Genomic DNA, 13,650 nt, shown 5'->3' on the forward strand with positions numbered 1-13,650 from the left:
TAACCACATCATCAAGCGTGACTCGCCGATATCGCCTTGTAAGCCATTTATGCCACTTCATCACATCGAGAACACCTAATTGAGTTATCACCTACGAATAAGGCGCGTCACGCCTATCTATCGCATAACGACCCCATAAATAACCTCGACACATCATTGCATACTCGCACAGCAAACACGCCAAGCTAAAGCCCACACAAGGACCGCGCTTAATGTGAGGCTCACGCTCACAACGTACCACTTGGGCGATTCGCTAACGCGTTAACTCGCCCTTGCAGACGTTCAAATGACTCGCCTCTACCAATATCACCTACTCTTCTTCTAAAAACGATTTCCTGACCTATAAGTACACACTATGGTTTTCTACTAAAAAATCATCCTGACTTTCGTATTATAAAGGGCACGAAACACATCCGAATAGTTTTGCACCACACTTCAGAATGCAACTTACACTCAGCCGCTCATGCTAAAAAGGCACCATTGTAGGGAAACTTTTGTTGTTATTGAGCAAATAGGACAACGCGCCTGTTGAGTGAACGACCTATTTCGGTGTCGTTGGAGGCTACGGGTTCCTCTGAACCCTTTCCAATGACCGTAATGCGCGACACATCGATTCCGTGAACAATAAAGTAGTCGGCAACCCTCTGAGCACGGAGCTCAGACAAGGTCAAGTTATACTTGTCACTACCCACACTATCTGAATGCCCTTCTACCTTAAGCGTCAACATTTCGTTGGCCAACAGCGCATTCAACATCGTATCGAGCGTTGAGGAGATAACCAACTCACTTGAGTTAAAGGCAAAAAGCGTGTCACTCATCAACTCTTGTTGTATCACCTCTTTCGTCACTGCAACTTCTTTAATCACTTCAACAGGGGCTTCTTCTTTCACCACCATTGGCGTGTCACGCTGGCCGAATCGGTAGCTCAATCCCCAATACGCTTGGTATAAATCCCCTTCACGCTCGTAACGAAGCGGTAAACCGTTGTAATAATTCACGCCTATTCGCGTAGAGGTTGCATGCGTCAGTTTGTAGCTTAATCCAAGCCCTAACGAGTTAGCGAAACCAGCGTGGCTTTGCTCACCAAATGGCTTAACCACGCCAGCGTTCCCCACCAAATCTAGCTTTCGAGTCAGAGCGTAACGACCGACAAGCCCCATAGAGCCCATATGAATGTCGTTGTCTTCGGGTATGTACTGCATAAAGTCATACCCAAAGTACAGACCAAAATTTGAGTTTAGATCATATCCTCCATCCAACTTGCCACTAAAGGCTCGCATCTTAGAGTCATAACCAGACGAAGACTCTTCTAACTGCCCAGCACCAAGGGCCGCACCCACCCAAAAATTTGAGGCTTCTAACCATTCAGAGGCCAATGCAGGCCTCCCAATTAGCGCCGACAACAATAGAGATAACTTTACAATCTTCATAAAAACCACTTAAAAAACTGGAATACCAATGTTTGGATGTTATATATTTACATGTGACAATTCGGAGATTTAAATAATGAACGTACGGTTTCTATTTTGTTCAACATTTAATGCTCTAAACTTTATTTCATTTCAATTTACTCTTTTATTCAACCACCAAAACAGATGAGAATTAAAACTGTTGACATTAATCGTGCTTATCAATGGTTAATACAACAACGGCGTAAGTTTCCAGCCAACAGCGATATTTGGCATGTCCGCTTTCATTGGAATAGCATACGCCCCGCATTAGTTTCGGCATTAAAAAGCAAACAATATCGATTATCGCCTATGCAAATCGTGACGAACGCTCAAGGAGAAAGCAAAGCGCTCTGGTCATCGCTAGACGCGCTCGTTATTCATTACTTAACCCGACAACTCGAGCAACGCTTACCCACTCACACTTTATGCGAACACATAAAAGGTCACCAAGGTGGTAGCGCCTCCATCAAACGACTTAATCGATTTATTCAATCTCAGCCAGCATCCTTTGTAATAAGAACTGACATCAAAGGTTATTATGCCAATATTAATAAAGAAATACTTTTCACCCAATTAAAGAAGCACGTACATGAATCTTATTTATTAGAACTAATTAATCAATATATCTATTACAGCGTAGAAGACGGTGGTGAATTCCATACCCCTAAACAAGGGATTGCCCGAAGTTCATCATTGAGCCCTCTACTTGCCGCTTTTCATCTTTACTGTATTGATGAACACTTTTCGAATCTGCCTCATTGCCGATACGCACGTTATATGGATGATTTCATCATCTTGACTAAAACAAGGTGGCAACTTCGCAAAACCGTTACTACTTTGAACCAATTTTTTAACCAATTTGGTTTTGTTCAACACCCAGATAAAACCTTCATCGGAAAAATAGACAAAGGCTTTGACTGGATGGGCGTTTGGTTTACTAAGCAAGGCGCAACCACCATTGCACCTCGCGCCATCCAAAACCATCGAATAACACTGACTCGACTTTACGAGCAAACCCGAAACCTGCCTGCCAAGGAGCAAGCAGGTCGGGTGAGTCGGTATATCCAGCGGTGGCAACAATGGGCAAGCCAGCAACTCAACAGACCGATCTTTCAAGTGCATTACAACTGTTTATCAAGTGCTATGCCGAGGTTGTTTCGCAGCGTCCCGGAGACATTTCCGTTTTTTTCCGGTTGCCAAACGTCCCCGGAATAATGCAACAGCGGGCATACTGCAGTTAACTTCAGCCTCACCTCACCTCCAACGATGGATGAGCCGCTACCCCCGCATTTTGTGTACAGCTCTTTCAACGAGACATCTCTGGTCAACGCAGCGCTTGCTGACGTGCTGACAGTCTTTAAAAACCCTCTTGATATTGGCCGTGACCTCCCGTCTAGACAATATTTGGGCTTCCACGGCGGATTATTTGGGGGGCAGGCGGTGAGATTAGTTGATCCTACAGTCGTTGTGACGAAGCACCCCCTGGTCCTTGTGTCTCCGCTTACGTAATCTACGTAGTCGCCATCTGTCCAATACACGCTATCCCACAGCTCCTTCGGCTTCCCGTCGAACCACTGCTGTACCTCCAATGCACACTCTTCCTTGCCGGCGGCGCTAGGGAAATATATTGCGTCGCCTATCCCGCCGACTTTTTGGCCCAGCAGGTACGTCTTAATTCCGTCTGGTGCGTCCTTGAGCGGGCTTAGTTGCACGTAAGTCTCGGTCTGGTTAAACATGTATCCGTCCGGGAACACAACAAGATCCTGCGGCACGGCAGCTTCGCCGGGGGCGAGTTCGAAGAAATACCGGTACCCCTCGGCTGTGACGGTATCGAACGTGTAGCTCCTGGCGGTTGCTTGGACCTGCTTCTGGCCCACGTCCGTTCCGCTGTCCGCGAACCTCACGTTCACTGTCGTGTCGATTCCGCGTACTGCGGTCATCGCGGTTCTGGCTGTCCCGTCTTCACCTGTGGTGACGGTTGGTGGGTCGAATGTGATACCGTCAGACTGTGCCGTTATAGTTAATCTAACGTCCTTCACTGGGTTCCCGTACGCGTCCCGCAACGTGATGCTCAGTGGCGACGGCGTAACACCATTGGGCATTAGTCGCGAGGCGTTCAACGTGCCTGTCGCTGTTGCCCTATCGCCGATATACGATATTACTGGTGAGAGAAGAGTTTCTCCTGATTCATCCGTTACTTTTAACGTGTACATGCCTGCCTTTGTGCCCGCTGCGACTAGTGTCGTACTGCTGCCCTGTACGGTACTCCGGCTTACCCCCGCCTCTGCTTCTGTTAACGTGCTGCCGACCTCGCCGCGCCCGATGTCGAACGTGTCACCCGGTTGGTCCATCCGGACTTCCGCGACCGGCTGCTCGGTGCCGTTTGCTATTACAACTTGCGTCAGCATATCCAGTTTCATGTTGCTGTATTTTATGCACGTCAGGTAATAGGCTCCGGCTGCATTGCCGATTGTCTCCGCTCCTGTGACCATGTTAAACGCTACCGGAGAGGTTCCGTCCAGTGCTAAAAAGGGTTCGTGTTTCGGCCACTTGCCAAGTTCCGGTACTGCGCTATCAAACAATACCTGCATTTCTTTGACGCTTGGTATTCTCCCCTTCGTTGAACAATAAGAATTAGCAGCGGCGGTACTAAAACCCGCTATCGTGTTGTTAACCCCGACATCCCAGATTGCGTTGACGTGATAACCCTTATTGCTCGCCTGTGCATATGTGGCCGGAGCAGTGAATGTGATCTTGCTAGTCTTGATATCCCGCCAGCTCGCAGCCCCGCCCTTCGCTTCCACGTTCACCTTGATAGAGCCCATTGAGTAACCGCCCAGGTGGTCGGCCACAATGTAGTTCACAAAATGATCGCCAACCGTCGGGGCCGTAAAGTTGATCGACTTGTTCGAAGTGCTAACAGGATCAGTTGCCTCGACGGTCGCAGTGAAGCTTTGAACTGCGATAAGCTGCCAGTCTTCTGCGTCGGGATCGCTGATATTTAATCCGGGTAGAGTCGCCAAGTTTAGAGTCGTCGTTGTGCCAAAGTGGATTGGCTCGGACGAGTTGTATTTGTTGTAGTCGTATTTCGGTTGTTCGATGGTCGGTGGATGATTGATTTCGTTTGACACCGTCACGTATATCTCACCCATTACTGATGCATCCGCATCGGCACTGTTGTTCAGCGTATAGATAATTCGGTTCCAACCAACTAATTCCGGCGGTGTGAAAGTAATGGTGTTACCGGCTTTCGTTACGGTACCTGCGTTATCGCTGCCGTCAGCTACCACGTTAACTGAGTGTAGGCTATAGGTCTCTTTCCAGTCCGCGCCAAGCAACTTTTGCACGTTAAAGTCCACATTGTCGCCACCCACGATCAATGCCTCGGATAAAGGACGCAACGTTGGTTCTGTTGCTTTTGTTGCCAGCACATTCAGTGATGCACGAGTCGATTTGGCGCCCGGTTGCGAAGCGGTATAGGTAAATTCACAAAACTCACCACCCGCAACATAAACGTTCACCCCCTGACCAGACACTGTCGGCGCACCACAGTTCTCATCATCCTTTGCTGCGTGCACCCCCGAGATAGTCACATTCGTACCTCGAATGTACGGTGTTAAATCGATGAAGGTCTCTTGCTTAGGCGTCACTGTTCTAAATCCATCCATTGCCAGCATTGGTACCGTTGCTGGTGGCTCTGGGGTGCTCGTTCCGCGCTCTTCGCCACCACAACCCGACAATGCAATTGCGTACGCCATTAAGGCTAAGCGAAACATATGTTTTAAATATTTCATTATAATGCTCATCAACGTTCAAACAGGTTAAATACGCGCTTCAAATATCAGCGTGAAAGCACCTGTGTATGTATCTCCGGCATAATCTGCTTCCGCAATAGGGGCAAATCCCACCTCGATCCTCGCTTCCACTCTGTCGACATCGGTCGCATCTATCAGAGTCTTTTTAGTTGTCGTGTTCGTGACAGGCGTTCCTTTATCTATGATGGTGCGATTTTCCGAACATCCCAAACTGCACATCACACTGTATCGAATCTCCTTACTCGTCGTCGCCGACTTCAGAGCAAAGTGATCAGAACCCACCGGCGCGACCAACCCCATCTCGACACCATCCACGAAGTAACCCGTCGCAACAATTTGATAGGTGGTTTTACCACTCACCTTAAGTCCTTGGTGATAGGTTTTTTCCATGACGTTATTGCCCGTAACAACCACATCAGTCAAAAACTGCGGTTCATAGTCAACAGTTACAGTTAGTGGGAACACTAAAGTATGGCGTATACGAATTCCGCCTCGAATGTAGTCATACATCGCAGTCACTTGCATCGTGCCGATATATTTTCCTTTTGTCGCATTTGCAGCTTTAAACGCGTTCATCCACGCCCGCTCATCAATGGCGCCAATCAGTGGGCGGTAATGAGTAATTGGGCTTTCCAGCGTATCTAGATGGATAATTTGGTTCCCAACACCTCGCCCACTCACTTGCCGCTCATTCGAAGAACCCGTTGTAGTCGCTGTACCTGACGTATTCACCGACGTTGACGCGGCACTGGACAAACGATAAATCATGCCTTTAATTGTGATTGGTAAGCCTACGGATTTACCATTAAAAGACACACTTAAGGTTTTCGCCCCCGTATCGGTGACACCTCCAGGTATCACCGCTTCAGCCACAGGCAACTCGGGTGGGATATCCCAATAGCTCGGAACTTGCCCGCCTGACACGTTATTGAGTGATAACCACTGCAATCTCCCCCCCTTAGTGACGGCCGAAAACTCTGCCGACCAAGAGAAGAAAGGCGTCATAACAAGCATTATCGCTACGCCCAAGTAACGTGCTCGTTGAACCACTCTCATGCTCACTCCTGGCTAGCAGACGTCTGCCCTAGCTTTAATGTCAATGACTGCTTGTAATCGAGATTATGCGTACTCAAGTCCACCTTAATCTCTGATGCCTTAGCCATTTTTTCCGACAAGGGGATCGTTAGGTTTCGACCGGACAACGCCTGAACAACGTTACGACACGAATCGCTCACCTCTCCTTTAGCACAGGCGTTCAACGTAACACGTAAGTATGTGTCGCCGTTGTTTTTTATCACTATATTGTCTTTATTACGCTGGATCTCATAGTGAATCGGCTTATCCTTGTTCGCAGGTACAATCACGACCGGCGCAAAACCCAGTGCAATCTGGACTGCGCTCGTGACTGGCTCACCCTCTGCAAAATAAGGCGTGGGAATAAAAGACACCTGATAAACATGATCTTTTGATATATCCGTCATCGGCGATGGCGAAAACTCTATCTGAAACCGCTTGTTTAGTTTCGGCTCTATCACCGCTCTAGCAGGGCGAACAATTAAACTCCATTTTTCGATATTATCTCGGGTGTATGGCATCTTCGATAATTTACCGTTCTCAACGGTTAACTCTGTAATGCCCGCCTGAATAAACTCACGATAATTAGCACCACTGGTTACCGTGAAAGCCGTCTCACCATTCACCGTGGTTCTTAACATGGAATCAATGCCCATCGCTTTACTAAGCAATGGAGCAAACGCTAAACTTAACAAACAGATTTTAAGAATTTTCTTCATGACCAAGTCTCGATGTAAATAGTTGTTTAGTATTGATTGCATCCTGAATCACGTAAGCATCCAAGCTTTCTAGCAGCGTACGCTGAGCAACGGAATACACCGTTTGATATTGCACATAAACGTAACGTACTGCTCCGACTTCAATGGATTTAGAAACCAATCCAACTTCGTCCAGTCGAATCAAAATATCTTTAATTTCTTCATTCGATTCATACTTACCGATATAAATAAGAGGCTCGCTACCATTCATTAGCGCTATTTCTGCTGCCTCATCTTTACGAACCAACTGCCCATCAGCATCCTCTAAGCCAGGTAAGCAATACGCCGGAGTAAATCGCTTATCGAGGTCAGCAGGGTTATAAACACACAAACGCTTGTCTGACACTATCTTAAATGGCGAGTTTGCACGATAGTTCGCGCGAAATACGCCATCATCAGACAACAGCTCTAAATTCTTACAACCATCCCCAATACAACGCGCGTGTCGCACAGGCTCCCCATTCATGTCTTTTAACACAAACATTTGAGACTCGAGTGGTACAATAGCGTTGTTGAATTGATAGTAGGTCCCCGGCATAACAAAGCGCTCGCTGTTTTGTACATCCGCATCAATGTTTTGAGAATCCGTATCGAGCATAAACTCCATCTTGCTGTAAGCTGGAATGTCAATCACGGCACTTTGGCCAACAGAAACTCGCTCATCTGACCACGGATGACCGTTACGCAATGCTGTATACCTTACATAAGTTGAAGGCAATGCATCTGTTTCACTCCCCCACTCGGGCTCAAGCTCAATGTAAGCCTGACCACGCCCTGACGTAAGCGCGCCCCCCGACAATGAGAACATCTGCGTACCCGATATATTACCAGACACTGAGCGATGACCACTCGAAGTAACGTAACCATAAGCGTCATAACGCATCATTTTGTTATCACCCGTTAATGAAAAAGAGCCAGTTGCCATTGGAGCTACCCCACTGTAGTGCTGAATACCTGCAATTGACCTACCGTTCCAACCATCACCTTCATAGGTATAACCGACGTCCGCATACGAATAAACTCGGTCACCACTAGTCATGCTCGCCCCCGAGTTAATATGGATGGACTCACCGAATCGACGGCTCCAAGAGACGCCAACAGATCGAGAATCCTCCCCCCCATCACCACTGTTTAGTGAAGCGTTAACACTTAAATCCCCTCCCCACGAAGGATATGCCCAAGTGAACGAAAAATTATCATTCAGACTGTGAGTTTGGCCGTTTTTACTATCTCGTCGATAGTAACTGACGTAAGTTCGACCGCCCCCCCAAGAACCAGAAATACTCGCACCATACTCGGAAAAATCGTCCGTACCATAGAGCATGCGCGTTAACTCTTCTGGGTTATACACGTCACCATGTTCAACTTGACGAAAAGAAAAACTGAACGGATCAACGTTTAACTGCCCAAACTGATAGACATCGCCAGAACCAAACAATCCTACGCTATAGTCCAAATCGATATGCTCAGAAAGCAATAAGCGCGAACCGAGCAACCATTGCGTATCAACACCGTTACTCACAACGCCGCCACCCACCAGCCAAGATTCAGCAGGGCGATAAGACGCTAACATACGCGCATAGTTTCGGCTCTCAATCGGCTGGGACTTTTCATCCGATAATGTCAGCTCTTCTTTCCTATCATCAAATCGACCGATATCAAAACGATAATCCCAACCACCAACCGGCAAGGCAAACGACGAGCTATTCACTATCTGACGTTGTTCTTCAAACACAACTGTCGAACCTTGCTTTAAACGCAGCGTAACTGTATAGACACCCGGTGGTAATTCGTTGTAACCCAGCGATTGTTCACCAGAACTCACCACCTTCGTAAGCAACAGTCGTTCGCCTTGATACACTTCCAGTCGCCCACCTTGAGGAACGAAGAAACTCAAGCGCTGCTGCGCCCTCAAATCGCCTTTAAGAAGATTAGTGCTACTTCCTAACGTCGCACCCCAACCGGAATAATCGTTACCACTACTCAAAAAATCCGTACTGTTTAAGCGAATACCATTATTGTTTTGATAACCCGCAAAAAAACGAAGGTCCTCAAGCTCGTAATCATAGATAGCACGTTGCAAATCAAACTCTGAACGATTCTCTGAATCATGGTATTGCGAATTCATCGATAAATAACCAACCGGTAAACCTAATAACGCCTCGTTTGTCCATGTAAAACTATGACTATCTTCAGACGCATAGGCATAAAAATTTGACCAGTTAACCAATGCCCCCTTTTCAGTTATAGGATCGTAATATTCTCGTTCTTTGGGAACAGGCTCCAACATCAGTGTTGACACAAAAATACGCAACAACCTGGCGTCGTAATCAAACACAAATTCCGCTTGCCCTGAAACGTCTTCCGGAATACAACGCGCCAACGCAGTCTCACACCCAGGATTCGCTTTCACTCCACGCTCAAGTTGGGCAACAATCTCCTTCGCCGCTTCGGCCGTCAAACGTTGGCGTAGCAGAAAACCCATCAATGTTTGACTCGACGGAGAGTCTTTCGGCAATTGGAAACCATCATAACTTACGCTGGCCAGCAACCTTTCATTGCGGGGCAACCCTTCAACCACCACCTCAACCTTTTCAGAATGCTGCTCAAAAAAGTCTGCAAACTCCAATGGGTATTCACTGGGATACCCAACCAATGCATACCCATACAAACTCGCAAAAATGACAAAAGACCATTTTTTCGACATCATATTATCCCCACCTCTGCTTGTACGCGTAACGTCCCAAAACACGACTGAGGCAACTCTATTTGAGGAACAAGACCATAAGTCAAGTTCATCTTATGTTCATCACTCTTGCCGGTGAATGAAGCCCCATCGACAGGCCATACCTTACCATCCAGTTTAACCTCAACATCGACGCCTATATCAGCAACGCCCCCTGCCCTTTTACACTGGTGCACTGATGTCACCAACGACAGTTGATAATCAATAGGCTCACCACTCACTGAAACCACCTGAAAAGGGATAGACAAAGGATGAAAGGATTGCTCAGGTGACGAATATAAGGCAGAAAACACGCGCTTATCGGCGCGGATTTCTATCACCTGCCCACCAGCTCCTTCAATGACAACGAAAGGTGTGAATGTTCGTGTTTCTGCCGCGTTGACCACTCCAACAAACAAATACAGACCAATAAGAAAGCAGAACGAACTTTTCATGATAATGTTCCAAACAAAAGGGCGGGATCCCCCCCCCCTTTTTTTGCTTTTTTAAACACAAAGACAGATAGAGCTAAAAATCAAAGTTCCGGTATCGTTACCACAATCTTCGCCTGTACAATGACCGCCGTACCCACAGCTGCGCCCTGTAGACCTGCGTCAGGGTTAGTACGTCCTTCTGCTTTTGCAACAACGACGTTAGTCACCTGACCTGCGTTGCGTGCTACTGGCGCTGTTGGATTTAACGCAAGCGCAGTGTTGTTTGCATCAATAGCGAAGTAATCATTACCAGATTCTACAAACCCGCCATCTTGAGATACCTTCAACTCTGTTAGTGCAATTTGATATGCAACCGCCTCATCATCGGTCGCTGGATCAAATCTGTCGTTATCAATAGAGGTTGCGTTTTTAACTACTTTAAAGCTGTATTCTTGCGAGCTTACTAGGTCTACCACACCAGCGTCGTTACGAAACGTCAGTTTTGCCGACGTTGTGTCTGTAGCAGAGAGTAGAGATTGCCCATCTGGTGTTACGATCCAGAACTTAGCAGAATCCGTCGTAATTGCAGGCACTTCTCCGTTCCATTGGAATGATGCAGTACCTGCAAACGCGCATGGAGCCGCTATCATAGACGTTAGCGCTGTAAGTAAAACTGTTGTTTTTTTCATTTTAATTCCTATATAAACCTAACTATTAGTCACATTCCATATATTAAATAACATCCTTTTTTAAAGCGGGTTGCCAGTAGATGCTCAACCCGATTTAAATAAAGAAGTCTTAAATAATTCAAGAACGTGCGTTCTAAACAGAAACACAATCGTATATTCAATTTGACATTCTTCTAGTTTTCATTTGCACGCAGAATTTCACTTACGATTTTATCCTTAAAAACAGAACGATAAAATTTGAGCTTTTCAAGTACCGGTTTCTTTACCGTCTTACAATATGATGTTAGATATCACCTTTAAGAATTAATACAGTAAGGAAATCCTTTCGTTATAATTCACTCTATGTAGGCGAATAGTATTAAACCTAACGATAGAGATGTTTTAGATTATTATCCTATTAAATCCAAAACCAGCCGCTATCTAGCGCTCTAATTAATTGCTAATTTCGTCAACATTTTAACTAATTGAATTATTGAAAAGCTCGACAAAAAATTGTACTTTTTGTAACGAAATGTCCGTCCTGACATTCATATCTCTTTACCATTGAAGCATGTGACTTTTTTCTCTTTAACTGACATGTCCTCGTATTTTTCTCCTGCTGTTTCGTTTGTGTTACTTCTTTTTTTCTGGCTCTTCATCACCACAAGCAGTTAAAGATAATTAAAACAGAGCGTATAAAGATAGTTTTTTCATTGCCATTTCTCTTGTAATATTTTTCTTTTTTCAACTAGCACTTCACCAAAAACTCAGACATCAGTCATTAACATTGCACATTTTACACTGTGCAAGATACAAGAAATCAATTAGCCCCGTCACTACGTAACACCGTGAAATGCGCATTTTGCTTACTTTACAGTGCAATATTGCGCATTCTACATCTAACTGGCGAGTTGCACCTATTACAGAAGCAACTTAAAAGAGGAGCAAACCAGCGACCAACCCCGTCAAACAATGATCCAACTTGGGCGATGTCGTTGTGGAAACATCCACCATTGAAGCACTCCTCATGCAAACAACTGCGAACCCTAGAACTAGCGAAGAATGAGCCGCTATTTGTTTTAGAACTCAGTTCCAAAGTGGCCCGTCAGGAAAAACAACTCATTACGCTTAAACCAATCATGATGACCGAGAATGTATTTAGCAAATTTCTTAATCTTAGGGAGAAGAGGCTTTGGGGTAATCCCTTTTGGGAAAAAGGCCATTTTTTCGATACTGTTCGAACAAGTGAAGAAATCATACGCCGACATGTAAGACATCAAGAAAAACAAGAGCGAATGGAGCAGCATCAGTAGTTTACATTGGATTAAACAAAGGCCTCCTTTAGGGGTTCACGCAAAGTCACCTTCTTTAGAAGATGGTAATTTACTCAGAACTTAATGACGCCTTAACCATATTTCTGTACGTTCTCAAATCTACGCCTTTAACTTTTTCAGTCATTCTATTGGCAGAATATAATGTAGAAAAGCCAGAATTTATAGCCAACTGCTCCAGTTGAAAATCAGGTTTTTTTAAAATTAGCTCCATCATATTTAACAATCGATTTCTACCTAAAACTTCTCTAAAACACAATCCATTACTTTTGAATAGATATTGGACTTTTCTTCTGGACATAAACACTTTCTCGCAGAGAGCGTCAAGATTAAAATCATGCTCCAGCGAATGCTTTTGTACTAGTAATAACAGCTTATTTATCTGAATATCCTCAAGATTTGTTTTCCTTCTAGCCTTAAGCAATCTCACAACAGCTTCCACTTCCAACCTAGGATCATAAGAACGCTTGATGTCTCTCATAATTGCGCTTAAGGAATAGTATATCGGTTCGATCCTCACTTCGTTGCTCATGCTTTTGCAACCTGAGGGAACTGGCACTATAAGAGTTTGGTCACTTTTCGAAGAATGAGGACAAGCATCCGCCGTAAACAAGGACAGTGTAGGAAGGGCGTTTTCGTTGCTATACTTCGCCCTTAAAATGAGGTTAGACCAACTTTCAAGTTCGTTTACCATTGATGACAAGTTACCTGAAAACCCTCGAACATATAAATAATCATCACCAAAAATAGTGATTATATTTTCATTTTTTTTTAAATCGCTAGCCCACTGAAACATAACAAACTCACTCAAATCACAATAGATAAATTAAGCTTTTCCAGTAGAAATAAGTCAACAAACCATATTTATCGTTACGACAAATTAGCTAAATATAGTTCATTTATTAAGCACATTTCCCAACTGAAAAATAAGTTTCATATTTTGATGACTTAAATATAAAATTAAATCGAACTTGACATTATTAATTCATGGTGAGAGAACAACGCAACCCACAACACTTAACTGATGTGCATCATAAAAGATCAGAGCACTATCCATAAGAGTTGTTATCGGCGTTTTTCAAGATGATTGTGGCTTTGTTGCTTAATTCGGTGAGAAGACATGGCAACCCCATGTTGAGCAGTTCTTAAACAACATGCTGAGTTTCAGGCATACCGAGCCCTGTGAGCTTATTCAACGCTTTAATCATAGCGTAAGTCTCGCCAACTTGAGCGTTGTAGTTTCTCAGGCTTAATTTCCCACCTAGCATCTGTTTTACTCGGTACATTGCTGTCTCTGATAGTGAGCGCTTGTGATAGCCATACCGTTGTTTCCACCTCTTGTTGGAGCCGTAGAGCTTCTGACAACCTACTGCTAAATTGCGAGGGTGTCCTTG

The 13,650-nt window shown here is 45.1% G+C and carries 9 protein-coding genes and 2 pseudogenes; 2 read left to right on the top strand and 9 right to left on the bottom strand.

All coding sequences use genetic code 11. The features are described 5' to 3' along the window. Window positions 1–500 precede the first annotated feature (500 nt). Window positions 501–1,430 (bottom strand): OmpA family protein, encoded by a 930-nt coding sequence (locus OQJ86_RS12980; RefSeq protein ID WP_265988010.1) that lies wholly within the window; start codon window positions 1,428–1,430, stop codon window positions 501–503. 165 nt (window positions 1,431–1,595) lie between these two features. On the opposite strand from OQJ86_RS12980, the gene OQJ86_RS12985 reads away from it, so the two are divergent. Beyond that, window positions 1,596–2,666, top strand: a complete 1,071-nt coding sequence (locus tag OQJ86_RS12985; RefSeq protein WP_265988011.1) for a reverse transcriptase domain-containing protein — start codon at window positions 1,596–1,598, stop codon at window positions 2,664–2,666. Here the strand turns inward: OQJ86_RS12985 and OQJ86_RS12990 are convergent. From OQJ86_RS12990 to OQJ86_RS13015, 6 genes are all read right to left on the bottom strand, one after another. After that, on the bottom strand, window positions 2,573–5,245 hold the full coding sequence (locus tag OQJ86_RS12990; RefSeq protein WP_265988012.1) for an Ig-like domain-containing protein: 2,673 nt from the start codon (window positions 5,243–5,245) through the stop codon (window positions 2,573–2,575). The genes OQJ86_RS12985 and OQJ86_RS12990 overlap by 94 nt on opposite strands. Before the next feature lie 27 nt (window positions 5,246–5,272). Continuing rightward, window positions 5,273–6,322 (bottom strand): hypothetical protein, encoded by a 1,050-nt coding sequence (locus OQJ86_RS12995; RefSeq protein ID WP_265988013.1) that lies wholly within the window; start codon window positions 6,320–6,322, stop codon window positions 5,273–5,275. A gap of 2 nt (window positions 6,323–6,324) precedes the next feature. Further along, entirely contained in the window at window positions 6,325–7,059 is a 735-nt protein-coding gene (locus OQJ86_RS13000; RefSeq protein WP_265988014.1) for a hypothetical protein, read from the bottom strand. Further along, window positions 7,043–9,808: a TcfC E-set like domain-containing protein gene (locus OQJ86_RS13005; RefSeq protein ID WP_265988015.1), complete on the bottom strand. Its 2,766-nt coding sequence runs from the start codon at window positions 9,806–9,808 to the stop codon at window positions 7,043–7,045. The genes OQJ86_RS13000 and OQJ86_RS13005 overlap by 17 nt, the downstream gene beginning before the upstream one ends. After that, window positions 9,805–10,278 (bottom strand): hypothetical protein, encoded by a 474-nt coding sequence (locus OQJ86_RS13010; RefSeq protein ID WP_265988016.1) that lies wholly within the window; start codon window positions 10,276–10,278, stop codon window positions 9,805–9,807. The genes OQJ86_RS13005 and OQJ86_RS13010 overlap by 4 nt, the downstream gene beginning before the upstream one ends. Before the next feature lie 80 nt (window positions 10,279–10,358). Then, complete coding sequence (locus tag OQJ86_RS13015; protein WP_265988017.1) at window positions 10,359–10,946, bottom strand: hypothetical protein; 588 nt, start codon at window positions 10,944–10,946, stop codon at window positions 10,359–10,361. Window positions 10,947–12,079: 1,133 nt separating this feature from the next. Between OQJ86_RS13015 and OQJ86_RS13020 the strand changes: the two are divergent. Next, window positions 12,080–12,238 (top strand): annotated as a pseudogene (locus OQJ86_RS13020) (IS200/IS605 family transposase); the annotation flags it as partial. Window positions 12,239–12,308: 70 nt separating this feature from the next. Here OQJ86_RS13020 and OQJ86_RS13025 read toward each other — a convergent pair. Beyond that, on the bottom strand, window positions 12,309–13,052 hold the full coding sequence (locus OQJ86_RS13025) for a helix-turn-helix domain-containing protein (protein ID WP_265988018.1): 744 nt from the start codon (window positions 13,050–13,052) through the stop codon (window positions 12,309–12,311). Between the two features lie 349 nt (window positions 13,053–13,401). Next, a pseudogene (locus OQJ86_RS13030) lies at window positions 13,402–13,650 on the bottom strand (IS5/IS1182 family transposase); the annotation flags it as partial.

It is taken from the genome of Vibrio sp. Sgm 5 (genome assembly GCF_026241575.1).
Classification (GTDB): Bacteria; Pseudomonadota; Gammaproteobacteria; order Enterobacterales; family Vibrionaceae; genus Vibrio; species Vibrio jasicida.

Excerpts from the sequence above, each read along its gene's own strand:
- OQJ86_RS12985 (WP_265988011.1), top strand. The coding sequence starts at position 1,596 with ATGAGAATTAAAACTGTTGACATTAATCGTGCTTATCAATGGTTAATA.
- OQJ86_RS12990 (WP_265988012.1), bottom strand. The coding sequence starts at position 5,245 with ATGAAATATTTAAAACATATGTTTCGCTTAGCCTTAATGGCGTACGCA.
- OQJ86_RS13005 (WP_265988015.1), bottom strand. The coding sequence starts at position 9,808 with ATGATGTCGAAAAAATGGTCTTTTGTCATTTTTGCGAGTTTGTATGGG.
- OQJ86_RS13015 (WP_265988017.1), bottom strand. The coding sequence starts at position 10,946 with ATGAAAAAAACAACAGTTTTACTTACAGCGCTAACGTCTATGATAGCG.
- OQJ86_RS13025 (WP_265988018.1), bottom strand. The coding sequence starts at position 13,052 with ATGTTTCAGTGGGCTAGCGATTTAAAAAAAAATGAAAATATAATCACT.
- OQJ86_RS13000 (WP_265988014.1), bottom strand. The coding sequence starts at position 7,059 with ATGAAGAAAATTCTTAAAATCTGTTTGTTAAGTTTAGCGTTTGCTCCA.
- OQJ86_RS13010 (WP_265988016.1), bottom strand. The coding sequence starts at position 10,278 with ATGAAAAGTTCGTTCTGCTTTCTTATTGGTCTGTATTTGTTTGTTGGA.
- OQJ86_RS12995 (WP_265988013.1), bottom strand. The coding sequence starts at position 6,322 with ATGAGAGTGGTTCAACGAGCACGTTACTTGGGCGTAGCGATAATGCTT.
- OQJ86_RS12980 (WP_265988010.1), bottom strand. The coding sequence starts at position 1,430 with ATGAAGATTGTAAAGTTATCTCTATTGTTGTCGGCGCTAATTGGGAGG.